This is a genomic window from Paraburkholderia gardini (genome assembly GCF_907164575.1).
Lineage (GTDB): Bacteria > Pseudomonadota > Gammaproteobacteria > Burkholderiales > Burkholderiaceae > Paraburkholderia > Paraburkholderia gardini.
The window spans coordinates 86,886-111,382 of record NZ_CAJQYY010000004.1; the positions used below are offsets into that span (position 1 = coordinate 86,886).

A 24,497-nucleotide genomic window follows, 5' to 3' on the forward strand; every position below is an offset into this window, starting at 1 on the left:
GATTACACAACACCGCGAAGGATAGGGTCTATTTATGACAGTAACGTGACGTTACGTGAAACGTGCGTGACGGTACGGTTACCCGGATGAAAGGCAGGCTGGGAGGGGCTGAGGCGGGAATCCGGACCATGTTTGCAGCGGCGGATATGGCGCGCGATATGGTGCGGCGGGATTTGGGGCGGGATTGGGTCGCGGAATAATAGCTCCGGCAAGGTGCGCCCCTTGCCGGAACGGGTCTGACGAAACGACTTTACGTTGTCGCCTGCTTCACGACGTTCGCGATAGCCTCGGCATGCTGCACCGCATCACGCTCGTGGCGCGCTTCGACCATCACGCGCAGCACCGGCTCCGTGCCGGAGGCGCGGATCAGCACGCGACCGCTGCCGTCCAGCGCGCCTTCGGCTGCCCGGATGGCTTGCTGGATCGCTTCATTGCCCTTCCAGTCGGCGTCGGGCTTCATCCGGACGTTGATCAGCTTCTGCGGGAACAGCGTCACGCCGTCGAGCAGTTCAGCGAGGGTCTTGCCGCTGCGTTGCATCGCGGCCAGCACGAGCAGCGCCGAGACGATGCCGTCGCCGGTCGAATGGCGGTCCAGCGAAAGGATATGTCCCGATCCTTCCGCGCCGAGCTGCCAGCCGTGCTCACGCAACTGCTCCAGCACGTAGCGGTCGCCGACCGCCGCGCGCACGAACTTGACGCCCGTTCGCTTCAGCGCGACCTCGATCGCCAGATTGGTCATCAGCGTGCCGACCGCGCCTTCGACCTTGCCGTCGGTCGCGATCCGGTCCTGAACCAGCACGTACAACAGTTCGTCGCCGTTGTAGAGGCGCCCCGTCGAATCGACGATCTGCAGGCGGTCCGCGTCGCCGTCGAGCGCGATCCCGAGATCCGCGCGATTGGCCCGCACGGCGCGCACGAGCGCGTCCGGCGCGGTGGCGCCGACGCCGTCGTTGATGTTGAAGCCGTTCGGCGCGACGCCGATCGGAATCACGTCGGCGCCGAGCTCGTGGAAAACGTGCGGCGCGACGTCATAGGCCGCGCCGTGTGCGCAGTCGATGACGAGCTTCATGCCGCGCAGGTCGTACGCGGCCGGGAACGTGCTCTTGCAGAACTCGATGTAGCGGCCGGCCGCGTCATCCAGCCGGCGCGCCTTGCCGAGCTGCTCGGAAGCCGCGCAGTCGAGCGGCTGGTTCAACTGCTCTTCGATCTGCGATTCGACTTCGTCCGGCAACTTGTTGCCGTCGGCGGAGAAAAACTTGATGCCGTTGTCGTAGTACGGATTGTGCGACGCGCTGATCACCACGCCCGCCGCCAGACGCAGCGCCCGCGTCAGATACGCGATGCCGGGCGTCGGCATCGGGCCGGCCAGCATCACGTCGACACCCGCCGCCGAAAAACCCGCCTCCAGCGCCGCCTCGAGCATGTAGCCCGAAACGCGCGTGTCCTTGCCGATCAGCACGGTGGGCCGCGCGCCTGTTTTCGCCCAGCGGTCCGCGCCGGCCAGCACCTTGCCGGCCGCGTAGCCGAGGCGCAATACAAAGTCCGGCGTGATCGGCGCGTCGCCGACCTTGCCTCGAATACCGTCAGTCCCAAAATAGCGACGTGCCATTGCCAGATGCCCTCTCTTCGTACCGATATGTTGCGTTATGAGTTGCGTTGTTAGTTGCGACCTGCGGCATCGCGCAGCGCCGACCATACTTTCAGCGCGTCGACGGTCTCGGCGACATCGTGCACCCGGATGATCGCCGCGCCACGCTCCGCCGCGCAGACGGCTGCCGCGACGCTCGCCGCGCCACGCTCGGGCGCGGAGCGCCCGGTAACGGCGCCGAGCATCGACTTGCGCGACATGCCGGCGAGTATCGGAAACGGCGCTTCGCTGCGTGGCGCCGTATCGCGCAAGGCCGCCAGCAGCGCGTAATTGTGTTCGACGACCGCTTTCCCGAAACCGAAACCTGGATCGACGCTGATCCGCGCCTTCGCGACGCCCGCCGCCGTCAGGGCGCCGACCCGTTCTTCGAGAAACTCACGTACCACGCGAACGACATCGTCATACACCGGCTCGCCGGTCTGCATCGTCTGTGGCTCACCGAGCATGTGCATCACGCACAGACCGCACTGGCTGTCGCGCACGACATCGATCGCGCCAGGCATACGGAAACCCCAGATGTCGTTGATCAGGTCCGCGCCGGCAGCCAATGCGTGTCGCATGACCTCCGGCTTGTATGTATCGATCGACAGCGGCACATTCGCGCCGCGCAACTGCTCGATCAGCGGAATCACACGTTCGAGCTCTTCATCGAGCGGCACGGGCGGCGCGCCCGGACGCGTCGATTCACCGCCGATGTCGATGATGTCGGCGCCGTCGAGCAGCATCCGCTCGGCCTGGCGCAGCGCATCGGCCTGGGCGACGAAGAGCCCGCCGTCGGAAAACGAATCAGGCGTGACGTTCAGAATGCCCATGACCAGCGGGCGTTCGAAGGACAACGTGAACCGGCCGCATTGCATCGGCTCGGGTACAGCATGCATCAGAAGATCGGCGTTCGACACTGCGGGAAACAGTTCAGGAAGGGAAAGAAAATGCAAAACGGGCCGGTGTGGAATCACACCGGCCCGTAACGTGTTGCGGCTCCGGTCACGCCGGCGCGGTGGCGCCAGGCTTGACTTCGGTGCCCGTGCTGCCACCGGACGCGTCGCTTGCCGGTGGCGGCGAGCTCTTCGGCGAGCGCGGCGGACGGCCGGCCATGATGTCGTTGATCTGATCGGCGTCGATCGTTTCCCACTCCATCAATGCGGCGGTCATCGCTTCGACCTTGTCGCGGTTTTCATCGAGCAGGCGCTTCGCGAGGTTGTACTGCTCGTCCAGCACGCGGCGGATTTCAGCGTCGACCTTCTGCTGCGTCGCTTCCGAAATGGTGCGCGTGAAGCCACGACCAAACGGCGACGCATCGTTTTCGTCATCGACGTAGACCATCGGCCCGAGCGCATCCGTCATCCCGAAACGCGCGACCATGGCACGCGCGGTGGCGGTTGCCTTGTTGAAGTCGTCCGATGCGCCGGTGCTGATCAGGTTCAGGAACAACTCTTCGGCAACACGGCCGCCGAACAGAATGGCCAGACGGTCGAGCAGATAATCCTTCGAGTACGTTTCGTTGTCGTGCTCGGGCAATTGCCACGTGACGCCCAAGGCACGGCCACGCGGGATGATCGTGACCTTGTGCACCGGATCGGCCTTCGGCAGCAGCTTGGCGATCACCGCGTGACCCGACTCGTGATACGCCGTGGCGCGCTTCGCGTCTTCGCGAATCACCGCGGACTTGCGCTCCGGACCCATGAAGATCTTGTCCTTCGCGTCTTCGAAGTCGTTCATTTCGACGATGCGCTTGCCTCGACGCGCGGCAAAGAGCGCCGCTTCGTTCACGAGGTTCGCGAGATCCGCGCCCGAGAAGCCCGGCGTGCCGCGCGCGATGACCGCCGCGTCGACGTCGTTCGAAATCGGCACCTTGCGCAGGTGAACCTTCATGATGTGTTCGCGACCGCGAATGTCCGGCAGACCGACATACACCTGACGGTCGAAACGACCCGGACGCAGCAGCGCCTTGTCGAGCACGTCCGAACGGTTCGTCGCGGCGATCACGATCACACCGGAGTTCGCTTCGAAGCCGTCCATCTCGACCAGCATCTGGTTCAGCGTCTGTTCGCGTTCATCGTTACCGCCGCCCATGCCGGCGCCGCGATGGCGACCGACCGCATCGATTTCGTCGATGAACACGATGCACGGTGCGTGCTTCTTCGCCTGTTCGAACATGTCGCGCACGCGCGCCGCGCCCACGCCGACGAACATTTCGACGAAGTCCGAACCCGAAATGCTGAAGAACGGCACTTTCGCTTCGCCGGCGATGGCGCGCGCGAGCAGTGTCTTACCCGTGCCTGGAGGGCCGACGAGCAACACGCCACGTGGAATGCGACCGCCCAGCTTCTGGAATTTCTGCGGATCGCGCAGGAAATCGACAAGTTCGGAGACTTCTTCCTTGGCTTCGTCGCAACCGGCGACGTCGGTGAAATTGATGGCGTTGTTGTTCTCGTCGATCAGACGCGCACGGGATTTGCCGAACGAGAAGGCACCGCCTTTCCCGCCGCCCTGCATCTGTCGCATCATGTAGAACCAGAACCCGATGATGAGAATCGTGGGCCCGAGGTAATACAGCGCCGAGACAAGCGCGTTCGGTTCTTCATCAGCCTTGCCGCTGACCTGAACGCCGTACTTCATCAGATCGCCGACCATCCAGATGTCGCCTGGCGACACGATCTGGTACTTCTGGCCGTCTGCTGGAGTGACCGTGAGGTTCCGCCCCTGGACAATGACGTTCTTGACCTTGCCGTTCTTCGCGTCGTCCATGAACTGCGAATAGGAAACGCCTTCCTGGACACGGGGCTTGTCGAACTGCTTGAACACCGTAAACAGCACCAGTGCGATAACCAGCCACACTGCTGCTTTCGAAAACATATTGTTGTTCAAAGCACCACTCCTTCACTCATAGACGGGCGCCTACATTTGCCTTGCGGCACCACTAAAAGCATTCTAATCCAGTCCGCAGACCCCTGCCATAACCATTCACTACCGCGAAAATAGCGCATCGCGCTGCTCCGGCGGCGGCTTCCGGCCATCGGAACATGCCGCGCTTTCGCGCTTCACTTCCATTCCGGCGATCAGTTCGGCCGCTTCAGATGCTTGCCCAAAATAAACGTTTCGGACGATTTATCGCGGGATGCCTTCGGTTTGCGGGCAGCCACGGTTTTAAACTGCTGCTTGAACTTTTCAACGATCTGGCTATAACCGCTGCCGTGAAAGCACTTGACTAAAAGGGCTCCATCCGGCTTCAGATGGTTCTGGGAAAATTCCAGCGCGAGGTCGCACACATGCTCGATCCGCGCGGCGTCCGCCAGCGCCACCCCTGACAGGTTGGGCGCCATATCCGAAATTACAAGGTCGACCTGGCGCGCGCCTACCATTTCCTCGAGTTGCGCGAGCACGCTGTCCTCGCGAAAGTCGCCCTGAATGAAGTGGACATCGGCCACGGGCTCCATCGGCAGCAGATCGAGCGCGATGATCGTGCCGTCGATGCCGCCCTGGCGCTCGTCGTCGCGCTTCGAGCCCTTCGCGAGCTTGTTGCGCGCGTACTGGCTCCAGCTGCCCGGCGCCGAGCCGAGATCGATGATGACCTGGCCCGGACGGATCAGCTTGTCCTGCTCGTCGATTTCCTTGAGCTTGTAGGCTGCGCGGGCGCGATAACCCTCCCGCTGCGCCATTTTCACGTACGGGTCGTTGATATGATCGTGCAGCCACGCCGTGTTGAACTTGTTTTTTGCCATTAACCGATGATCTCTTGCTGCGTGATGTCGCGCTTTTAGCGGATAATACGCGTTTAATTCGCGTGGCCGCCGCTCGTTGAGCAGTGTTCCGCGCTTCCATGTTGTCCTGACGACGGATAGTCCTGCGCGAAAGCCGAAGTAATCGGGGCTGCTGCGGGCGCCGTCATTTTAGTCGAGTCTCCCACTTCACATGCCCGCCCTCAAAGTCTCCTCCGACCAACGCGCCGAACTGCGCTCCCAGGCTCACGCGCTCAAACCGGTCGTGCTCGTCGGCGCCGAAGGGCTGACCGATGCCGTCCTGACCGAGATCAAGGTTCACCTGAAGGCGCACCAGCTGATCAAGATCCGGGTATTCGGCGACGAACGCGAAGAACGGCTCGCGGTCTACGAACAGATCTGCGACCGGCTGAACGCCGCGCCAATCCAGCACATCGGCAAGCTGCTGGTGATCTGGAAGCCGGAATCGGCCCAACCTGCCGTGAAGGCGAAACGTGGTGCGCTGCCGAGTGCCCGTGAAGCCGCCGCCGAAGAAGCCAAACCGGGCAAGGGCCGCGCGCCGCGCGTCGTGAAGGTCGTGAAACCTTCCGAAATCCCGATGCGCAAGCCGAAAACGAAGGCAGTTCTGGTGCGCGGGAACGAACGCGTCACGCAGGGCGGCAATATCAAGCGCGCCAAGAAGCGCCAGACCAGCGCAAAGCGTCAACACCAGACGTCGAAGTAGTCAGGCGGATTCGCGCGCGGCACGCCGCGCGCGAATGCCAGAATGAACGGCAACCGGAACGGGTGTGAATTTCAACCCGACTCTCAGCCCGTAACCTTGCCCGCATCTGCATCACGGCGCACAGCCGGCGCTGCCGGCGCGCACACGCCGACCGGCAGCATCCACACAAGCGCAAGACCAAGCACGCTCTCGATCAGATAAAACAGGGTCGACACGCCGTGCAACATGCCAAAACGCGCGGCATAGGCGGAATGCCCGACATCCGTGCCGGCGTTCAACGCAGCCATACGCCATGCGTCCATGAACGGCTGCAGCGCGAAATAACCCACCAGCACGCAAAGCAGCATCGCGGCCGTCAACCAGCGAAGCCGCCGATACGCGTTGTCGCCGCGGCGCACGAGCACATTGCCAAGCACCAGCAGCAACACACCGCACACCGCACCCAACACCGCCTCGATGCGAAACAGCTGCGCCGCGACCGATCCCGCCGACATCCGCGAAAGCGATGTAAACAACACAGGCGCGACGGCGTAACCGATCGTGAACAGACTGCCGACCCACACAACGGTCAGCAGCCGGAACACACGATGAGGCGTCAGGGACACAGTGCGCCTTTCGTCAAACGTAGCGGATCACGACGATTTCGTACTCGCGCACACCGCTCGGGGCCTGCACCGATGCGACATCGCCCTCCGACTTGCCGATCAGGGCGCGCGCGATCGGCGAACTGATCGAGATGAGGTCGTGGTCGATATCGGCTTCGTCGTCACCGACGATCTGGTAAGTGACCGTGGCGCCTGAATCCAGGTCCTCGAGTTCGACGGTCGCGCCAAATACCACGCGGCCATCCGCTTCGACGGCTGCCGGATCGATCACCTGTGCACCGGCGAGTTTCGACTCGATCTCCGCGATGCGGCCTTCGATAAAGCCCTGCTTTTCTTTTGCGGCGTCGTACTCGGCGTTTTCCGACAGATCGCCCTGGGCACGCGCTTCCGCAATCGAATTAATGACCGCCGGACGTTCAACCGATTTCAGGCGCTGCAGTTCGTCGCGCAACATTTCTGCGCCGCGCTTCGTCAATGGAATAGTGCTCATAAACAACTCATGTAACAAAAAACAGCCGTAAAAAAATCGCCGCGGTTAAGTGCATCCCGGAGGAACCTGGCCGGAACTGGGGCCAGTGCCTTGTGGGACGCCGCTTAACCGCGGCACGTACGTCTTTGACTCGGAATCGAAGCCTTAGTTTAGGCGAGCATGGAGTCCTTGTAAATCATAGACTTCCAGGTCCCGGAGATAACGCAGACCTTCCACGGCGGCACGGGCACCCGACATCGTCGTGTAGTACGTGACCTTGTTGGCCTGCGCGCTCATCCGGATCGAGCGTGAATCGGCGATTGCGGCGCGGGTTTCGTCGACCGTCGTGAAGACGAGCGCGATCTCGCCGTTCTTGATCATGTCGACAATGTGCGGACGGCCGTCCTTCACCTTGTTGACGACCTTGACCGGCACACCCGCCGCCTCGATTGCAGCCGCGGTGCCCCTGGTCGCGACGATCGGATAGCCGAGTTCGTGCAGCATGCGCGCGACTTCGACGGCCTTCGGCTTGTCGGCGTCCATTACGGTCAGCAGCACCGTGCCGCTTTCCGGCAGACGCGAACCCGCCGCCAGCTGCGACTTGAAGAGCGCCTCGCCGAACGTCTGGCCCACACCCATCACTTCGCCGGTCGAACGCATTTCGGGTCCGAGGACCGGATCGACGGTCGGGAATTTCACGAACGGGAACACCGCTTCCTTCACGCTGAAGTACGGCGGATTGACTTCCTTCGTGACGCCCTGCTCCGCCAGCGTCTGGCCGACCATCGCGCGCGCGGCGATTTTCGCGAGCGGCAGGCTCGTCGCCTTCGAGACATACGGCACCGTGCGCGACGCACGCGGATTCACTTCGAGCACGTAGATCACGTCCTCTTTCGAACCGTCCGCTCGCGGCACCTGCTGGATCGCGAACTGCACGTTCATCAGGCCGATCACGTTCAGCGCCCTTGCCATCGCGCCGGTCTGGCGCTTCAGTTCGGCGATCGTTTCCTTCGACAGCGAATACGGCGGCAGCGAGCAGGCCGAATCGCCCGAGTGGACGCCTGCCTGCTCGATGTGCTCCATCACGCCGCCGATGAACACGGCTTCGCCATCGGAGATGCAATCCACGTCGCATTCGATCGCGTCGTTCAGGAAGCGGTCGAGCAGTACCGGCGAATCGTGCGACACCTTCACGGCCTCGCGCATATAGCGCTCGAGGTCACGCGGCTCGTGGACGATTTCCATCGCGCGGCCGCCCAGCACATACGACGGGCGCACGACGAGCGGATAGCCGATTTCGTTCGCGAGCTTGAGCGCTTCGTCTTCGGCGCGCGCGGTGCGGTTCGGCGGCTGACGCAGGTTCAGGTCCTGCAGCAGCTTCTGGAAGCGCTCGCGGTCTTCGGCTGCGTCGATCATGTCCGGCGACGTGCCGACGATCGGCACGCCGTTCGCTTCGAGGTCGAGCGCGAGCTTCAGCGGCGTCTGGCCGCCGTATTGCACGATCACGCCGACCGGCTTTTCCTTGTCGACGATCTCGAGCACGTCTTCGAGCGTCAGCGATTCGAAGTAGAGACGATCGGACGTGTCGTAGTCGGTCGAAACGGTTTCGGGGTTGCAGTTGACCATGATCGTTTCGTAGCCGTCTTCGCGCATCGCGAGCGCGGCGTGCACGCAGCAGTAGTCGAACTCGATGCCCTGGCCGATCCGGTTCGGACCGCCGCCCAGCACCATGATCTTTTTATTGTTCGTCGGATTGGCTTCGCACTCTTCCTCGTACGTCGAGTACATGTACGCGGTTTTCGTCGCGAACTCGGCCGCGCACGTGTCGACACGCTTGTACACCGGACGCACGTTCAGTTCGATGCGACGCTTGCGCACTTCCGTTTGCGTCGCGCCCAGCAGCTTCGCGAGGCGGCGATCCGAGAAGCCGCTCTGCTTCAGATACTTCAGTTCTTCCTTCGAAAGGCTCGCGAGCGTGCGACCCGCCAGCGCATTTTCCTTCAGGATGATCTGTTCGATCTGCGCGAGGAACCACGGGTCGATCGACGTTTCTTCGAAAATTTCCTGCTGCGTCATGCCGACGCGGAACGCGTCGCCGACGTACCAGATGCGGTCCGGACCGGCTTCGCCGATCTCGCGGATGATTTCGTCGCGGCTCGTGGTTTTTTCGTCGAGACCGTCGACGCCCACTTCGAGACCGCGCAGCGCCTTCTGGAACGATTCCTGGAACGTGCGGCCGATCGCCATCACTTCGCCGACCGACTTCATCTGCGTCGTCAGACGCGGATCGGCTTCGCGGAATTTCTCGAACGCGAAACGCGGGATCTTCGTGACGACGTAGTCGATCGTCGGTTCGAACGACGCCGGCGTCTGGCCGCCGGTGATTTCGTTCTTCAGTTCATCGAGCGTGTAGCCGCATGCGAGCTTCGCCGCGACCTTCGCGATCGGGAAGCCCGTGGCCTTCGAAGCCAGCGCCGACGAGCGCGACACACGCGGATTCATTTCGATCACGATCATCCGGCCATCTTTCGGATTGATCGAGAACTGCACGTTCGAGCCGCCCGTGTCGACGCCGATCTCGCGCAGCACCGCGAGCGATGCGTTACGCAGGATCTGGTATTCCTTGTCGGTGAGCGTCTGCGCCGGCGCGACTGTGATCGAGTCGCCGGTGTGGATGCCCATCGGGTCCAGATTTTCGATCGAGCACACGATGATGCAGTTGTCCTTCGTGTCGCGGACCACTTCCATCTCGTACTCTTTCCAGCCGAGCAGCGATTCTTCGATCAGCAGTTCGCGCGTGGGCGACAGATCGAGACCGCGCTTGCAGATCTCTTCGAATTCGTCACGGTTGTATGCAATGCCGCCGCCCGAGCCGCCCAGCGTGAACGACGGACGGATCACGACCGGATAGCCGCCGCTACCCGTTTCCGACGCGATCAGCGCCTGCACGGTGAGCGCTTCTTCCATCGAATGCGCGACGCCTGACTTGGCCGAACCGAGGCCGATCTTCGTCATCGCGTCCTTGAACTTCTGACGGTCTTCGGCCTTGTCGATCGCTTCCGGCGATGCGCCGATCAGCTCGACGTTGTACTTCGCCAGCACGCCATGGTGATGCAGATCGAGCGCGCAGTTGAGCGCGGTCTGGCCGCCCATCGTCGGCAGGATCGCGTCCGGGCGCTCCTTCTCGATGATGCGCTCCACCACTTCCCATGTGATCGGCTCGATGTAGGTGACGTCGGCCGTGTTCGGGTCGGTCATGATCGTCGCGGGATTGCTGTTGACGAGAATGACCTTGTAGCCTTCCTCACGCAGCGCCTTGCACGCCTGCGCGCCCGAGTAATCGAACTCGCACGCCTGGCCGATGATGATCGGACCCGCGCCGATGATGAGGATGCTCTTGATGTCTGTCCGCTTGGGCATAACGCTCTCGCTAATGTATTCCTGTGTTCTTGCCGTGGCGCGCTGCGTGCTGGCATCTGCCTTGGGTTACCTCGCGCCAGCCTTTCTGCCTGGCGCTGTCCGCCCGCCGCGTTTCGCCTCGCGCGCGCTCTTTACTCTTTCGCCTTCCGCGTGCTTCGCTTACGCGACTGCGGCCGCTGCCGTGCTGTCTGCTTTACGCCTGTCCATCAACGCGGTGAAGCGGTCGAACAGATAGGCGATATCGTGCGGGCCGGGGGATGCTTCCGGGTGACCCTGGAAGCAGAACGCGGGCTTGTCGGTGAGGGCGAAACCTTGCAGCGTGCCGTCGAAGAGCGACACGTGCGTGACCTTTGCGTTGGCCGGCAGCGTGGCCGCATCGACCGCGAAACCGTGATTCTGCGACGTGATGATCACGCGGCCGTCGTCGAGATCCTTCACCGGATGATTCGCGCCATGATGGCCGGTCTTCATCTTGATCGTCCTGGCGCCGAGGGCGAGACCCATGATCTGGTGACCCAGGCAGATACCGAACGTGGGAATGCCGCGCTCGATGAACTCCTGCGTGGCGCGAATCGCGTAGTCGCACGGTTCCGGGTCGCCCGGACCGTTCGACAGGAATATGCCGTCCGGATTGAGCGCCAGCGCCTGCTCCGCGCTCGCCTGCGCCGGCAGCACGGTGACATGGCAGCCGCGTTCGGCCAGCATGCGCAGAATGTTGTACTTCACGCCGTAATCGAACGCGACGACGCGGTACTTCGGCGCATCCTGCGTGCCGTAGCCCGTGCCGAGGCGCCATTCGCGCTGCGTCCATTCGAACGGCTCTTTCGTCGACACGACCTTCGCGAGGTCCATGCCAGCGAGGCCCGGGAACGAGCGCGCGAGTTCGATGGCCTTAGCTTCATCATCGGAACCCGCGAGGATCGCGCCGTTCTGCGCGCCCTTGTCGCGCAGCACGCGCGTCAGCTTGCGGGTATCGATACCCGCGATGGCGACCACGCCTTCGTCCTGCAGATATTGTGGGAGCGTGCGCTCCATGCGGAAATTCGACGCGAGAACCGGCAGATCGCGGATGATCAGGCCGGCGGCATGGACTTTCGCGGCTTCGACGTCTTCGGCGTTGACGCCGACGTTGCCGATGTGCGGATACGTCAGGGTGACGATCTGGCGGGCGTAGCTCGGGTCAGTCAGGATTTCCTGATAGCCCGTGATAGCCGTATTGAAGACAACTTCGCCTGTCGTATGACCGGCGGCGCCGATCGAGTAGCCACGAAAGACCGTGCCGTCGGCGAGTGCGAGCAAAGCAGGAGAAAAAGACGGCAACACGGGAGACTCCTTGGGGAACACCCTGTTGCCGACCTGTCTATCCGACCGTGCGGGCCGCGGCGAGGCGCATCGACAGGATGCGCGCGCAGGCCCGCTCGCGTATCGCGGCTGACGTCACGTCGCGTCGGGCGCGATGGGTCCATTGTGTGGACGGATCGGCTGGAGGCGGGACGCTCGCGGCGCGCGGCGGATGAACGGTATGGGAGAGGTAGGCGCTAGGGTGCGGGTTGATAAGCTCAAACCTTGCAATTATAGCGCGAAAGTACCCCTTCCTTCAAATCCAGGATAGCCTGGAACCCCAGCTCGCGCGCCGCAGGTCGCGGTGCGAGTCTTATGGGACAAGGCTTTGCGGCCTTTCACCGGGCGTTCGCGCGAAGCAGATCGCGACGTCCGGCGCGGCCCGGGCTACGACTGGTGTTCAGCGTGCAGATGGGCGGGTTTCGCCAGCACGCGCCCGGGTAACACGTACCAGATCGCGCTCGCGATCTCCAGCGCGACGAGGATGCCCCACGCGGTGAGATGCGCTGCCGGCGGATAGCGACCGTCCGTTGCCGGCCAGCGCGACAGCACCGCGCCGACACCAATCTGGAAGCCGAAAATCAGCAGAAAGAGAATCAGCGTGAGCGTGGTGTTGCAACGGCCTGCCATGTGCGGCGGAAAATGCCGCGCGAGCACGGCGTAGCTGAGGATGCCCGTCCCGCCGAACACGCCGTATGCGCCCCACAGGAGGCCGGCCGGCAACGGCACGCGCATCATGATCAGGATCTGCGTGACGACAAAGAGCGCCATGCCCACGCCGCAAAACGCGTAAAGCGATACGCCGCGCTTTTCCAGCGAACGCGCCGCCGCGCCGAAGCCCACGCTGCCCGCCATCATCGCGACGCCGAGCAGCGACACCAGCGCCGCCGCCGGCCCTGGCTGCAGACCCGCGACATCGCGCAGCCACGCGCCCACCCATAGCGACTGCATCGCGTAAAAGACGCCTTGCGTCATCACCGAAAACGATGCGATTTTCCAGAACGCGGCGCTCTTCAGGATGTGCCACGTACCTTTGAACTGACTGACGAGACCGGCCTGATGGTGTGTATCGCGCGCGTCGGGCGCCATCGTCCACAGCGCGGCCGAAACGGCAACCGTCAGCAGTCCGAGCGCGACACACACAAGGCGCCAGCCCGCGAAACCCAGCACCCACGTGAGCGGCGAACCGACGGCGACGCCGCCCAGCCCGCCGACCGCCATCACCAGCCCGTTGACGAGCGGTAAACGCGTCACCACGAAATACTGCGCGAGCGCCTTGAACGCCGCGCCGAGGCACGCCGAAACCCCGACGCCGATCAGCAGCCGCCCCAGCATCATCATGCCCACGCTGTGCGCCGCGCCGAAGACCCAGACGCCCGCCGCCGCGAACAGCAGCAGGCCGGCAGTCACGCGTCGCGGGCCGAAATGATCGAGGAGCACGCCGGCGGGAATCTGCGCGCCCGCGAAGCCGAGAAAATAGAGGCTCGTCAGCAATCCGAGATCGGTGGCGGAGAGCCCAAGTTCGTGCGTGATCAGCGGCGCAAAACCCAGATTGACCCCGCGAAACACGTAGGAAATGAAGTAGCCGAGCGAGAACAGCAGGAACACGCGAAACTGGGTCGAAGACATGGCGCGCAGGACAGGAACCAGACAGTGAGAGCGGGGAACCAGAACGATACGGTAAACCGGCAACGCGCGCTGAAAGGTCAGCGGAAATGAAAACGCCGTCGCGACAGGCGACGGCGTTTTAAAAGCGAGAGATGATCGGAGCGCAATTCATGCGCTGCCCCCGCAACGCATGTGGTCACCTCCGCAGATGCCGCTATTATCTACTTGACCTTCTGCGCGTTGGCTGTGGTCTTCGGGCGGCTACCCGCAGCCTTCGACGCCTTGCTGGGTGTACCCGATGAAACCGCTACCTTCGACGTTTTATGCTTGCTGGCTCCTGTCGATGCGCTGGCCTTGCTCACCGGTACCGAAGCCTTGACGACCTTGCCCTGGCTACGACCCTTCTTCTTATCGTAGCGCGAATCGGGCTTCGTGTCTGCGACCCGGGTACCGATCTTCTCGACACTGCCGCCCTCGCCCGACGATGCACTGGCGCGCAGCACAGGGCCCGGCTCAGCCGGCAACGCCTTGCCGACTGGCACGTGCAGCACGATCACCTGGCCCCGCGAAACCTGATTGCGGTGCGTACGATTCCATGCCCTCAGTTGTCCCACAGAAACGCCGTAGCGATCGGCGAGCGATGCCATCGACTGCGTGCGACGCACGCGGATCAGCATCTTGCGCGTATCGGGAACGTCAGGTTCCATCGCGAGCACAGCGCTTTCGGCGACGTCGGCGCTGATGTCCTCGTCGTCGTCGTCGCCGCGCGGCACGACGATCGTCGAGCCCGGCTTCAGCCGCATGCCCGCCGGGATCTTGTTGACTTCCATCAGCGTGTCCGCGTCGACGCCGATCTTCTGCGCAATCGCGGCCGGACGCGCGCGCTCGGTGACCGTGTAGGTGGTCCACGACGACAGCGAGCCGCTATACGACTTCAGGTTCGCCTCGAAGGCGCTTGCGTTGTCGAACGGCAGCAGGATCTGCGGTTGCGTGGCGCCGAGAATCACCGGCTTTCTGAACGACGGATTGAGCGAGCGGAATTCGTCGGTCGACATGTTCGCGAGCTTCGCCGCCGTGTCGACGTCGATATCGTGCGCCGTCGTGACGGTCACGAAGTACGGATGGTTCGGAATGCTCGGCAGCGTCAGGCCGTACATCTGCGGATTCGCGATGATGTTCTTCACGGCCTGCAGCTTCGGCACGTAGTTACGCGTCTCATTCGGCATGCGCAGGCTGAGATAGTCGGTCGGCAGGCCGGCGGCCTCGTTGCGCGCGATCGCGCGCTGCACGTTGCCCTCGCCCCAGTTGTACGCGGCGAGCGCGAGATACCAGTCGCCGAACATGTCATGCAGGCGCGACAGATAGTCGAGCGCGGCGCTCGTCGACGCGAGCACGTCGCGGCGTTCGTCCTGCCACATGTTCTGCTTCAGGTTGTAGGTGCGGCCCGTGCCGGGCATGAACTGCCACATACCCGCGGCCTTCGCGACCGACAGCGCCTGCGGACTGTACGCGGATTCGATGAACGGCAGCAGCGCAAGCTCGGTCGGCATGTGACGCGCCTCGAGCTCCTCGACGATGTGATACAGGTATTTTTGCGACCGGACCGTCATACGCTCGACGTAATCGGGACGCTGTGCGTACCAGTTGACCTGCATGTCGACGAGGTCGGTCTTCAGGTCCGGCATCTGATAGCCACGACGAATACGGCTCCACAGATCGGCGTCGGGACTCGTCAACTGGTTGACGGAACCTTGATCGACGTTGATGGTTTCCCTGGCGGAGGCGGTCTTGCGGAGGGCGTCGGCTACTGCCTGTTGCGTGGCGGGGTTCGTTGCTGCGGTGGTTGGGCTATTCGCTGGCGGCCCCGAGCTCGCGCATGCGGCGAGCGTCAGAACCAACAGCACACTTAGGATAAATCGCATGTAGATCTCGGCTTCCATAGGACTGGAATTTGCAGCCGATAGTACGAAACGATATAGTTTTCGTCAATCAGAAATATAAGAAAACCTTGGCAAATCCTAGACTTGGCGAATTTTTTCTATTTTTGGCTTGAGCAAAACCCTGCCTGACGACAGGTTACCGGAAGCGGTTTTTCCACTCGCGCATCAACGTGAACGCGGCAAGCCGGTCGGGCACCGATTCATGCAACTGTTCGGCGAGGGTCGTCTGGACGGCCTGATCGTCGGTCCGCAGGAACGGGTTCACCGCCCTTTCGTGGGCGATCGTGGTGGGCAGCGTGGGCATCTTGCGGGCACGCAGCGCGATCGCCTCGTCGCGCCAGTTCTGCAGGGCGCGGTTGTCCGGATCGCAGGCGAGCGCGAAGCGGATGTTGGAGAGCGTATATTCGTGCGCGCAGTGGACTTCGGTCGAACCGGGCAGCGCGGCCAGCGAATCGAGCGAGTCGAGCATCTGCGCCGGCGTGCCTTCGAAGAGCCGGCCGCAGCCGCACGCAAACAGCGTGTCGCCGCAGAAAACGTGCGGCGTGCCGCGCGGGTCGGCCGCCTGAAAATAGGCAATATGGCCGCTCGTATGGCCGGGGACGTCGAGCACGGTGAATTCGAGCGCGGGTTCGGCGAGCATCACGCGATCGCCGTGTTTCAGACGATATGTGAGATGCTCGATCGCTTCGCCGGCCGGACCGTAGACGGGCACCGCCTGGCCATTCAGCAGATCGGCCACACCGCCGACGTGGTCGCGGTGATGGTGCGTGAGTAAAATAGCGCTCAGTTGCCAGCCCCGTTTTGCCAGATACGCACGGACGGGTTCGGCCTCGCCCGGATCGACGGCCACTGCGTGGCGGCCGTCCGATACGAGCCAGATGTAATTGTCTTCAAACGCCGGGACCGGGACGTATTCAAGTTCAAGCGAATTCATGGGCGACGCATTCTCTGACATGTCTGACCGATCGATTATAGACTGGCCCGCCTGGACCGATTCGCCGCCTGGTCGTTACGTGCTCGAGTGGGAACAGGCGCAGCTCGACCGGGTGGTGTCGAACGTGTTCGGCTATCACGCGCTTCAGCTCGGGCTGCCGCAACTCGACGCACTGCGTGAGAACCGCATGCCCTGTCGCGGCCTGGTGCTCGACGCCGCCAGCGGCAGCAGCGCGCCCTACTCGTTCCCGCGCGGCCCGATGCCCGGCCCCGTCCGCAGCCTCGCCGAGCGCCACGCGCCCGCCGGCCGCAGCACCGTCTGGTGCGATCTGCTCGACCTGCCGTTCGAAGCGCAGAGCGTCGATCTGATCGTGATGCCGCATACGCTCGAATTCACGAGCGACCCGCACCGCCTGCTGCGCGAAGCCGAACGCGTGCTGATGCCGGAAGGCCAGCTGATCATTCTGGGCTTCAATTCGCTATCGCTGTGGGGCGCGCGGCAATCGCTCGGCAAGGTTACGGGGCGGCCGTTCGTGCCCGCCCAGCATGACCTGATCGCGTTCACGCGCCTGAAGGACTGGATCAAGCTGTTAGGCTTCGACCTTGAACGCGGGCGCTTCGGCTGTTATCGTCCGCCGCTCGCGAGCGATCAGTGGCTCGCTCGCTATGCCTTCATGGAAGCCGCCGGCGACCGCTGGTGGCCGATCTTCGGCGCGTCCTACATGGTGACCGCGATCAAGCGCGTGCGCGGCATGCGGCTCGTCGGTCCATTGAAGGTGAAAAAGCCTGTTCTTGCCGCCGGGCTTGCGCCCGCCGCCACTCCGAATACCCGTAACCACCGCAAATGACTCAAGAAATCATCGAAATTTTCACCGACGGCGCCTGCAAGGGCAATCCTGGCCCTGGCGGCTGGGGCGCGCTCATGCGCTTCGGCGCACAGGAAAAAGAGCTGTTCGGCGGCGAAGCGCTCACCACCAACAACCGCATGGAACTGATGGGCGTGATCGCAGCGCTCGAAGCGTTGAAGCGTCCATGCAAGGCCGTCGTGCATACCGATTCGCAATATGTGCAGAAAGGCATCAGCGAATGGATTCATGGCTGGAAAAAGAAAGGCTGGATGACGGCGGCGAAAACGCCGGTGAAAAACGCCGACCTCTGGAAACGGCTCGACGCGCTCGTCCAGCAGCATGAGATCGAATGGCGCTGGGTGAAAGGCCATGCCGGACACCCGGAAAACGAGCGCGCCGATGCGCTTGCGAATCGCGGCGTCGCGTCGCTCGCCGGGACCTGAATTCCGGTCCCTCTTTTTATCGCTAATTTCAACGCGGGCTGATCCGATATGCGTCAAATTGTTCTCGACACCGAAACCACAGGCCTCAATGCGCGCACGGGCGATCGCATCATCGAAATCGGCTGTGTCGAGCTGGTCAACCGCCGGCTGACGGGCAACAACCTGCACTTCTACGTCAACCCGGAACGCGACAGCGATCCGGGCGCGCTCGCCGTTCACGGCCTGACAACCGAATTCCTCAGCGACAAACCAAAGTTCGCTGAAATCGCCGATGCGTTGCGCGATTTCGTGCAGGACGCAGAACTGATCATTCACAACGCGCCGTTCGACATCGGCTTTCTCGATGCGGAATTCACTCTGCTCGGGCTGCCGCCGTTCAGCCAGCACTGCGGCGAGGTGATCGACACGCTGGTGCGCGCGAAGTCGATTTTCCCGGGCAAGCGCAATTCGCTCGACGCGCTGTGCGACCGTTTCGGCATTAGCAACGCGCACCGTACGCTTCACGGCGCATTGCTCGATTCGGAACTGCTCGCGGAAGTTTTTCTCGCGATGACGCGCGGCCAGGAAAGCCTCGTGATCGACATGATGGGCGAAGTGTCCGGCGGCGGCGATGCGCATGCGCCGCGCGTGAAGCTCGACGCACTCGACCTGGTCGTGCTGACGGCGAGCAGCGATGAACTCGCGGAACATCAGGCCGTGCTGGATGGTCTCGACAAGGCGGTCAAGGGCACGAGCGTCTGGCGTCTCGCGCCGGTATCAGAGGCCGGTACAGCCGTCGATACGCAGTCTGCTTAAAAAATACTTTACGGCTTCTCAGGCGTCTGACATAATTCGGCTCTCTTCGGGTGGTTAGCTCAGCGGTAGAGCACTGCCTTCACACGGCAGGGGTCACTGGTTCGATCCCAGTACTACCCACCAGAATGTGCGCGAAAAGCCCAGGTCTCACGACCTGGGCTTTTTTCGTTAACCTCGTCCGACGAGCTCGACCCGGGCATCCGACCCGCGCAGTCAGGGCGGCTACACACGCCGCCCGTCACTCACAACGCCCCGGCATACTCCGGCTCGGGCAGCCCACTCACGCCTGCCCGGATCGCGAACACCGCACCGTCATCATCGGTTGCGCCAGCACCCGGACGGATCGACGTCACGAACAGTGTATCGAGATCGCGCCCGCCGAACGCGCACATCGAAGGCTTCACGGCCGGCACTTCGATCTGCCGGTCGAGCGCGCCTTGCGGCGTGAAACGCAGCAGCAAACCTGCATCGTTGGCACACGTCCAGTAACAGCCGTCCGCGTCCACCGCCGCGCCGTCCGGACGGCCCGCGTGATCGTGAAGATCAGCGAAGACGCGCCGGTTTCGCGGCGTACCGCTTTCGACGTCGAAATCGAACGCCCAGATGAGACGCTTCAACGGATGCGAATCCGACAGGTACATCGTCGCGCCGTCCGGCGACCACGCAAGACCGTTCTGCGTGATCAGTCCGTCGATCACCGGCGCTGACAAAACACCCTGCACGTCGAAGCGGAATAACGCGCCGAGCGGGCTCGCGAGCGACATATCCTGGACCATCGTCCCGGCCCAGAAGCGCCCCTGACGATCGCAGCGTCCATCGTTAAAGCGCATGTCCTGACCGGGAAACACCGGCGCAGCCAGTTTCCTGACCCGCGACGGCGGCACAATCACACTCGCACCGGCCGAACCGCCGGCCTCGGGCAACGTCACCGAGAACAAGCCGGTTTCCATGCCTGCGAGCACGCGGCCCGTCTGATCGAATGCGATGCACGCGACCTTCTCGGGCAACACCCATTCCGAGCGCACGCCGGTGGCCACGTGCAACCGCACGATCTTCCGCGCGGGGATGTCGACCCAGTAGAACGCCTCTTCCGCCGCACGCCACACAGGGCTTTCGCCAACCGACGCCTGCCCTGCCACGTCGATTCTTTCGACCGGTACGCCCACGGCCATTACTTGCGCTCCATCGGCTCGCCGAGCACGAATGCACCGCCCTGATACAGCTGCGCGGCGTCGTCGCGATTGTCGGTCGGTGCAGTCAGCGGGAAACGGGACTCGAACTGCGTCGAACTGTCCTGCGGGTTGAAACCGAGGAACGCCGCCTTCGTGTTGTCCCACCATTTCACCGGGTTGTTCGAAGCGCCGTAGACGATCGCGTGCCCGACACGATTCGTGAACAGCGAGCAGCGCACCAGTTCGATGAAATCGCGATAGCTCAGATACGTGACGAGCATGCGCGGATTGCGCGGTTCCTCGAACGACGAACCAATCCGCACGCACACGGTTTCCAGCCCGAAACGGTCGTAGTAATAGCGCGACAGCGATTCACCGAAGCATTTCGTCACGCCGTAGAGGCTGTCGGGGCGCGTCGGCGAATCGGCGTCGAGCACCGTCGTGGTCGGGTGGAAACCGATCGCATGGTTCGAGCTGGCGAAGACGATGCGCTTCACGCCATGCTTGTGCGCGGCCGCATACAGGTTGTAGAGCCCGCGGATATTGGCTTCGATCAGATCGTCGAACGGAGCGTCGACCGAAATGCCACCAAGATGCACGATCGCATCGACACCTTCGACCAGCGCATCGACAGCCGCCCGGTCAGCCAGATCCAGCACGACAACCTCTTCGTGCGACGCCGCCTCGCCCATCGGCGCAATGTCGGTCACGCGCACGATGTCGGCCCAGTCCGCGAGCGGCCCGCGCATCTGGACGCCGAGGTTGCCGGCGGCACCCGTCAGGAGAATGCGATGGAATGGTTTGCGTGCTGCGTCCGATTGATTGCTCATGTTGGGGTGTCCTCTGATTGCGTATGATCGGTGGTCAGCCAGCAAAAAAACTGGCGAGCGAAAACGTTTTCCTACTATAGTTTTTCAGGCACCATCGAGTCAAGAAATTTGCCTGAAATTCGGACCACATTCTGTGAAAAACGTTTACCTTAAATGAAAAGAACTACACCCACGATTCGCGATGTCGCCGCTGCAGCGGGTGTCTCGGTGGCGACTGTGTCGAAGTACATGAACGGTGCGCAACGCTTTTCCGCGCCTGTCGAAGCCCGCCTGAAAGAAGCGATCGAGCAGCTCGGCTACCGCTCCAACCCGCTCGCCCGCTCGATGATCACGGGCGAGACACGCACGATCGGCCTCGCGATCCTCGATATCCGCAACCCGTACTTCACCAATATCGTGAAGGGTGCGAACCGCATCGCGCTGCGTCACGACTACACGCTATTGCTGGTGGATACCGAGGAAAACCAGGAGCGCGAGCGGCCGCTGATCGAGGCGCTCGCGCAACGGGTGGACGGCGTCATCATCAGTTCGCGGATGCAGGAAGACGCCATGGACTGGATGACGAAGCTGAACAAGCCCGTCGTCCTGCTCGGCCGCAACGCGCAATGTCCGATTCCGAGCGTGAGCCACGACAGCTATCTCGCCGGCTACATGCTGGCGCGACACCTGTTGAATCTGGGGCACCGGCGCATCGCGTATCTCGGGTTCGCGAGTTCCCGCTGGGACGCAGAGCGCATCCGCGGCGCACGCACGTGCCTTTCGGAAACCGGCATGAAGCTCGACGTGTATGACGCGCACGCGCCATCGACGCTGGCCGGCAAGGCCGCCTGCTCATCGGTCATGCTGGGGCCGGAACGGCCCGAGGCGCTCATCTGCTACAACGACCTGATCGCGCTCGGCTTCATGAAGGAAGCGCTGGCGCTCGGCTTCAAGCTGCCGCAAGACCTCTCGGTGACAGGCTTCGATAACGTGCCGTACGGCGAATACGCCGTTCCGGCGCTAACGACCGTCGATATGCAGAGCGAAAAGATGGGCGAAACCGCGATGCTCAAACTGATCGACGTACTGTCCGGCAAGCGCGACATCGGTCACGTCACGCTCGAACCGCGACTGATCGTGCGCGACTCCACGATACGACGCGAAGAGACGCCCTGACCGTGCGGCGCGGCACATCGGGATGGGACACGCGGCCCACCCGGTTCAATCGACGTGTTTCCCGAGAAATCAGACCTGCCGCAATATCGAATCGAGCGCACGGGCGGCCACACGATCGCCTTCGGTCAGAAGCGGCGCGCGGAATACGGTCTGCCGGTTATGTCCGGCTGCGGCGGGCGAATCCCACAGCAGTTCGACCTTCGGACGACGCCGCCACGCAGCAAGGCGCACGTGCGGCGCCGGAGCGGCCAGCGCGGCGTGCGTGACGCCGGCGACGGGCGGTTCGGTCGCAAGCTCAGCGACGCCCGTCGACGGCGGGCCGGTATCGGTTGCGGCAATGTCGGGCCAGCGCACCGACAGTTCGCGCGAATCGTACTGGCCGAGCTTGCGGCTCTCGGCCCAGACGATCGCGGTACGTGTCACGAGATCGAGCGCCACGGCATAGCGGCCGATTGCATAGCGCCGCGCGGCGGTGTTCGTGCGCCACAGCGCGCGCGGACGGCAGATCCACATGACGGCGGCGTACAGCGCCGGCGCGGCCACGAGCCAGCCGTTAGTCGCGGCGATCGTGCTGACGGCACGCCGCCAGCCGGCTACCCACACAAACGCGCCGACAGACCAGACTGCGAACACGAACCCAAGCAGCGCGAAGAGGCGCAACGCCTGACGCAGCCACTGCGGCAACGGATGAAACGGACGCTCGGCGCGAGGGTGGGCGCCCGGCAGGAAGATGATCAGGAACAGAAACACGAGGTTGATGCAGACCCACGGCGAGGACGCCATCGCGCGCAGCGTGGCGAGCCCGAAACCCATGTCGGACATCGAAAAGAGCCACCGGGCCAGAATCACGAGACCGATGGCGCGCAGCGCGAAAACCGTCCCGGCGCCCGGCGCCGCGTTCGCACGCGTTTCTTTCGTTCTCGCCAAGGCATCCTCCTGTCATCGGCGGCACCGCGGGGGAATTTTGCGGCACGGCCATTATAGGGATATTGCTGCGCTGCCTCACGCTCCGCAACACCGAAACCACGCCCGTTCGCCCTGGACGCAGCGCACATGCAACAACGCCCCGCATGCAATTTGCACGCGGGGCGTTGCATGGCTGCAGCGAGGCTGACAGCGGCGTGCCGGCGGGCGCGTTCCCGGAGGGATACGGCCCGCGTTCAGCCGTTTCAGCCTGCGTTGACTTCGCGCAGCACGGTGCGGCGCTTGCGGCGCAGCAGTTCTTCGTACGAGGCAAGGTAGTTCTGCGCCATCACCTTCGACGAGAAGCGCGATTCAAACGCCTTACGGACGTTTTCGCGCGGCAGCGTGTGCAGACGCTTCACAGCGGCAACCGCGCTGATTTCGTCTTCGACGACAAAGCCCGACACGCCGTTTTCAATCACTTCCGGCACCGAACCGCGCTTGAACGCGATAACCGGCGTACCGCATGCCATCGCCTCGATCATCACGAGACCAAACGGCTCCGGCCAGTCGATCGGGAACAGCAGCGCGTGCGCGTTGCCGAGGAATTCGGTCTTTTCGGCTTCGCTGATTTCGCCGATGTATTCGACGTGCGGCAGCGACATCAGCGGCTTGATGACTTCTTCGTAGTAGGCGCGGTCGGCCTTGTCGAGCTTCGCGGCCACCTTGATCGGCATGCCGGCCTGTCCGGCGATACGGATAGCCGTGTCGAGGCGCTTTTCCGGCGAAATACGGCCGAGGAACGCGAGGTAGCCCGGTTTCACATCCGGAATCGGCTTCAGCAGGTTTTCCGGCAGGCCGTGATAGACGGTCGACAGCCAGTTGGCCTGTTGCAGCGGCGAGCGCTGGTTGTCCGAGATCGAGACAACCGGCACGTCGTTGAACGTGTTGAAGACCGGTTGCAGTTCCGGCAGGTCGAGACGCCCGTGCAGCGTGGTCAGATGCGGTGTCGGCTGGCGCGAGAACAGCGAGAACGGGTAGTAATCGATGTGGAAGTGCAGCACATCGAATTCGTCCGCGCGGCGGCGCACTTCTTCAAGCAGCAGCATGTGCGGCGCCATCGTGTCGCGAATGGTCGGGTCGAGGCGCAGTGCCTGCGGCCAGAAGGCTTCGAGTTTCGCCGAAGTCTGCGAATCGCCGCTCGCGAAAAGCGTAACGTCATGTCCCAGCTCGACCAGTGCTTCGGTCAGGTACGAAACCACGCGTTCCGTGCCGCCATACAGCTTGGGAGGAACCGCTTCGTGTAACGGAGCGATTTGAGCGATTCGCATGATGGTGAACTCCTGGTAAAGATCAAGACTACAAGTTTGTTAAAAGCGACTCGCCCGCCCACCCCGTGCGGCTCGCACCAGAGGCGCTGGCCCGTTTCATTCGGGAAATTCTGCGATTGAACGCTGGCTGGATTGCCCGAACTGGTCATCGTCACCAGGCGGCGCATCCGGTTTAAAACGCACGGACTGCCCACTCGTTGACAAACTGTCAGATTTTAGTGGGCCAAACCGAGCAGGCATTATCGGCGCCGGGAGGCACCCGCGACGCACAACCTTTCAAAGTCTTTATGTTGTTACAAAGAGGAAACACTTTGCAAACCCTTGTTTTACAAGACAGTTTTACATTGAAAGGCCTGCAGTGACAGAGGCGCTCGAACGCCCGGCCGATCCATCTCGTGACGCGTCTTTCCCGGCGCCGGGTGATCAACGGGTTGAACCATCTGCCAATGCGACGCAACTGTATGCAACTTGTAATTATATCTCGAAATTTTTCCCGTGCCGAGATGAACCACCGCTATTCGAGCGGGTCTCGCAACACATAGTTTGCGAACTTTTATTGCGCGAAGTTGAGCAACCGGCACCGCTTCGTTGCCTGTCATTGCGCGCCGTTTCC

Annotated in this window: 20 protein-coding genes and 1 tRNA gene; 6 read left to right on the forward strand and 15 right to left on the reverse strand. The window is 62.9% G+C overall.

All coding sequences use genetic code 11. The features are described 5' to 3' along the window. Positions 1-250 precede the first annotated feature (250 nt). From glmM to LPA34_RS04775, 4 genes are all read right to left on the reverse strand, one after another. Positions 251-1,609, reverse strand: a complete 1,359-nt coding sequence (glmM, locus tag LPA34_RS04760; RefSeq protein WP_228975469.1) for a phosphoglucosamine mutase — start codon at positions 1,607-1,609, stop codon at positions 251-253. Between the two features lie 50 nt (positions 1,610-1,659). Next, on the reverse strand, positions 1,660-2,526 hold the full coding sequence (gene folP, locus LPA34_RS04765; RefSeq protein WP_411178796.1) for a dihydropteroate synthase: 867 nt from the start codon (positions 2,524-2,526) through the stop codon (positions 1,660-1,662). 106 nt (positions 2,527-2,632) lie between these two features. Continuing rightward, positions 2,633-4,516 carry an ATP-dependent zinc metalloprotease FtsH gene (ftsH, locus tag LPA34_RS04770; protein ID WP_228879131.1) on the reverse strand — a complete coding sequence of 628 codons (1,884 nt, stop codon included), beginning with the start codon at positions 4,514-4,516 and terminating at the stop codon, positions 2,633-2,635. Positions 4,517-4,707: 191 nt separating this feature from the next. Further along, the gene (locus LPA34_RS04775) at positions 4,708-5,370 is read right to left on the reverse strand and encodes an RlmE family RNA methyltransferase (RefSeq protein ID WP_228975472.1); all 663 of its coding nucleotides are present in this window, start codon (positions 5,368-5,370) and stop codon (positions 4,708-4,710) included. Between the two features lie 190 nt (positions 5,371-5,560). Here LPA34_RS04775 and LPA34_RS04780 point away from each other — a divergent pair, with 190 nt between their 5' ends. Further along, complete coding sequence (locus LPA34_RS04780; protein WP_228975475.1) at positions 5,561-6,091, forward strand: YhbY family RNA-binding protein; 531 nt, start codon at positions 5,561-5,563, stop codon at positions 6,089-6,091. An 83-nt stretch (positions 6,092-6,174) separates the two neighbouring features. On the opposite strand, the gene LPA34_RS04785 is transcribed toward LPA34_RS04780, so the two are convergent. The 7 genes from LPA34_RS04785 to gloB form a co-directional block, all read right to left on the reverse strand. Beyond that, a complete protein-coding gene (locus LPA34_RS04785) occupies positions 6,175-6,696 on the reverse strand; it encodes a DUF4149 domain-containing protein (RefSeq protein WP_228975477.1) in 522 nt (173 codons plus the stop codon). A gap of 13 nt (positions 6,697-6,709) precedes the next feature. Then, positions 6,710-7,186, reverse strand: a complete 477-nt coding sequence (greA, locus tag LPA34_RS04790; protein WP_228975478.1) for a transcription elongation factor GreA — start codon at positions 7,184-7,186, stop codon at positions 6,710-6,712. Between the two features lie 144 nt (positions 7,187-7,330). Further along, entirely contained in the window at positions 7,331-10,585 is a 3,255-nt protein-coding gene (gene carB, locus LPA34_RS04795) for a carbamoyl-phosphate synthase large subunit (protein WP_228975480.1), read from the reverse strand. Between the two features lie 159 nt (positions 10,586-10,744). Beyond that, on the reverse strand, positions 10,745-11,908 hold the full coding sequence (gene carA / locus LPA34_RS04800; RefSeq protein WP_228975483.1) for a glutamine-hydrolyzing carbamoyl-phosphate synthase small subunit: 1,164 nt from the start codon (positions 11,906-11,908) through the stop codon (positions 10,745-10,747). A gap of 405 nt (positions 11,909-12,313) precedes the next feature. Next, on the reverse strand, positions 12,314-13,555 hold the full coding sequence (locus LPA34_RS04805; RefSeq protein ID WP_228975486.1) for an MFS transporter: 1,242 nt from the start codon (positions 13,553-13,555) through the stop codon (positions 12,314-12,316). 200 nt (positions 13,556-13,755) lie between these two features. Next, positions 13,756-15,456 carry a transglycosylase SLT domain-containing protein gene (locus LPA34_RS04810; RefSeq protein WP_228975488.1) on the reverse strand — a complete coding sequence of 567 codons (1,701 nt, stop codon included), beginning with the start codon at positions 15,454-15,456 and terminating at the stop codon, positions 13,756-13,758. A gap of 154 nt (positions 15,457-15,610) precedes the next feature. Then, the gene (gloB, locus tag LPA34_RS04815) at positions 15,611-16,408 is read right to left on the reverse strand and encodes a hydroxyacylglutathione hydrolase (protein ID WP_228975489.1); all 798 of its coding nucleotides are present in this window, start codon (positions 16,406-16,408) and stop codon (positions 15,611-15,613) included. A gap of 19 nt (positions 16,409-16,427) precedes the next feature. Between gloB and LPA34_RS04820 the strand changes: the two genes are divergently transcribed. The 4 genes from LPA34_RS04820 to LPA34_RS04835 all read left to right on the forward strand — a co-directional run bounded on the left by LPA34_RS04820 (position 16,428) and on the right by LPA34_RS04835 (position 18,616). Next, entirely contained in the window at positions 16,428-17,255 is an 828-nt protein-coding gene (locus LPA34_RS04820; RefSeq protein WP_228975492.1) for a class I SAM-dependent methyltransferase, read from the forward strand. Further along, complete coding sequence (rnhA, locus tag LPA34_RS04825) at positions 17,252-17,698, forward strand: ribonuclease HI (RefSeq protein WP_228975495.1); 447 nt, start codon at positions 17,252-17,254, stop codon at positions 17,696-17,698. Before LPA34_RS04820 ends, rnhA begins: the two co-directional genes overlap by 4 nt. 48 nt (positions 17,699-17,746) lie before the next feature. Continuing rightward, entirely contained in the window at positions 17,747-18,493 is a 747-nt protein-coding gene (gene dnaQ, locus LPA34_RS04830; protein ID WP_228975497.1) for a DNA polymerase III subunit epsilon, read from the forward strand. A 48-nt stretch (positions 18,494-18,541) separates the two neighbouring features. Continuing rightward, a tRNA-Val gene (locus LPA34_RS04835) sits at positions 18,542-18,616 on the forward strand. Between the two features lie 119 nt (positions 18,617-18,735). On the opposite strand, the gene LPA34_RS04840 is transcribed toward LPA34_RS04835, so the two are convergent. Both LPA34_RS04840 and LPA34_RS04845 read right to left on the reverse strand, forming a co-directional pair. Further along, the gene (locus LPA34_RS04840; RefSeq protein WP_228975500.1) at positions 18,736-19,665 is read right to left on the reverse strand and encodes an SMP-30/gluconolactonase/LRE family protein; all 930 of its coding nucleotides are present in this window, start codon (positions 19,663-19,665) and stop codon (positions 18,736-18,738) included. Beyond that, a complete protein-coding gene (locus LPA34_RS04845; RefSeq protein WP_228975501.1) occupies positions 19,665-20,495 on the reverse strand; it encodes an NAD-dependent epimerase/dehydratase family protein in 831 nt (276 codons plus the stop codon). Before LPA34_RS04845 ends, LPA34_RS04840 begins: the two co-directional genes overlap by 1 nt. Positions 20,496-20,648: 153 nt before the next feature. Between LPA34_RS04845 and LPA34_RS04850 the strand changes: the two genes are divergently transcribed. Then, on the forward strand, positions 20,649-21,650 hold the full coding sequence (locus LPA34_RS04850) for a LacI family DNA-binding transcriptional regulator (protein WP_228975503.1): 1,002 nt from the start codon (positions 20,649-20,651) through the stop codon (positions 21,648-21,650). A 69-nt stretch (positions 21,651-21,719) separates the two neighbouring features. Here LPA34_RS04850 and LPA34_RS04855 read toward each other — a convergent pair whose 3' ends face one another. Further along, on the reverse strand, positions 21,720-22,577 hold the full coding sequence (locus LPA34_RS04855) for a hypothetical protein (protein ID WP_228975506.1): 858 nt from the start codon (positions 22,575-22,577) through the stop codon (positions 21,720-21,722). Positions 22,578-22,819: 242 nt separating this feature from the next. Then, a complete protein-coding gene (locus tag LPA34_RS04860; protein WP_228975507.1) occupies positions 22,820-23,884 on the reverse strand; it encodes a glycosyltransferase family 4 protein in 1,065 nt (354 codons plus the stop codon). Between the last annotated feature and the right edge of the window lie 613 nt (positions 23,885-24,497).